General features: G+C 75.2%; 1 protein-coding gene and 1 pseudogene. One reads left to right on the forward strand and one right to left on the reverse strand.

Going from position 1 to position 1,716, the window contains the following annotated elements; all coding sequences use genetic code 11:
* The first annotated feature begins 6 nt into the window (after nucleotides 1-6).
* Nucleotides 7-1,242, forward strand: a complete 1,236-nt coding sequence (locus EHS43_RS43940; protein WP_125195983.1) for an amidohydrolase — start codon at nucleotides 7-9, stop codon at nucleotides 1,240-1,242.
* Here the strand turns inward: EHS43_RS43940 and EHS43_RS43945 are convergent.
* Nucleotides 1,239-1,716, reverse strand: a pseudogene (locus EHS43_RS43945) (hypothetical protein); the annotation flags it as partial. The gene EHS43_RS43940 and the pseudogene EHS43_RS43945 sit on opposite strands and share 4 nt — an antisense overlap.

Genomic DNA, 1,716 nt, shown 5'->3' on the forward strand with positions numbered 1-1,716 from the left:
GCCCGCATGACCTCTGTCGCTGCCCGTACCGCGCTGGATCTCACCGCCGGGCTCCCGGTCCACGACCTGGAGGACTTCTACCGGGACCTGCACCGCCACCCCGAGCTGTCGTGCGAGGAGCACCGTACGGCGGCCCGGCTCGCGGAGCGGCTGCGGGCGGCCGGTTTCGAGACCACCGAGGGCATCGGCGGCACCGGTGTCGTGGGCCTGCTGCGCAACGGCGACGGGCCCACCGTCCTGCTGCGCGCAGACATGGACGCGCTGCCGGTCGAGGAGCTGACCGGGCTGCCGTACGCCTCGCTGACCCCCGGGGTGATGCACGCCTGCGGCCACGACCTGCACGTGGCCTGGCTCGCCGGGGCGGCGAAGGCGCTCGCGGACGGGCGGGACGCCTGGTCCGGGACGCTGCTCCTGGTGGGCCAGCCCGCCGAGGAGGCCGGCGGCGGGGCGGCCGCGATGGTCGCCGACGGGCTCTACGACCGTTTCCCGCGCCCGGACGTCCTGCTCGGCCAGCACGCGGTGCCGGGCCCGGCGGGCCTGTACGCGCACGTGCCGGGCCTGATCATGTCGGCGACCACGGACGTGGAGATCGTGGTGCACGGCCGGGGCGGACACGGCTCGCGCCCGGAGACGACGGTCGACCCGGTCGTCACGGCCGCCTACATCGTCACCCGCCTCCAGACGGTCGTCAGCCGGGAGATCAAGCCGCGCGAGTCGGCCGTCCTGACCGTCGGCCGGATCGAGGCGGGCACGGCCCCGAACATCATCCCCGCCACCGCCCGCATCTCCCTCAACCTGCGCACCCAGTCCGAGGCGGTCCGGGACCGGATGCTCGCCGCGATCCGCCGGATCGCCGAGGGCGAGTGCCATGCGGCCGGGTGTCCGCGCGAGCCCGAGGTCATCCTCGGCGGCTCGTTCCCGGTCACGGTCAACGACCCGGACACCGACCACCGGATCGCCGCCGTGCACCGCGAGGTCTTCGGCCCCGACACCGTCTTCGACTCCGGCCCGGCGATGGGCAGCGAGGACTTCCCGAAGCTGGCGCTCGGCGAACTGCCGTACTCCTACTGGTTCGTGACCTGCACCCCGGCCGCCACCTGGGACGCGGCGCCGGGCGCGGACCTGATGGAGAAGTTCGACGCCGTCCCCAGCAACCACAGCCCGCACTTCGCCCCGGACCTGTCGACGGTGGCGCCGGGAGTACGGACGCTGGTGTCGGGGGCGCTCGCGATGCTCGGCTAGAACGGCGTGGCCTGAAGCTCCCGCAGCTGCTTGCGCACGTTCTCCAGGGCGCCGGGGCGACGGCCCGGGACGCGGGTGCGCAACTGGGCGAGCAGCGCGCCGAGTTCCTGGGCCCGGGACTTGTCGCGCACCTGGCCCCACTGGTGGTGGGCCCGGTCGACGGCCTTCTCCACGCCCGGCGAGTCCGGGGCCTGCCCGGCGGCCAGCCGGGTCTCGGCCACCGTCAGCCAGATCCGGCAGCTGCGCGCCGAGTCCCTGGCGAACATCGCGAGATCGGCCCGGACCTCGGACCAGTGCAGGGCCTGCTCGGAGGCGGGACCGTGGGCCCGGCCGGCGGCCTGCTCGTACGTCGCGGCGAGCGCGTCGGCCTCCTGGTGCCGGCCGGCCTGGACGGCGGCGGTCACCCGGACGTGCGGATCCTCGGGCTCAGGAGGCGCGGAGGCGGCCCCTGCCTGCGAAGCCCGCCCCCCGGAC

The organism is Streptomyces sp. RP5T, from assembly GCF_003933965.1.
Classification (GTDB): Bacteria; Actinomycetota; Actinomycetes; order Streptomycetales; family Streptomycetaceae; genus Streptomyces.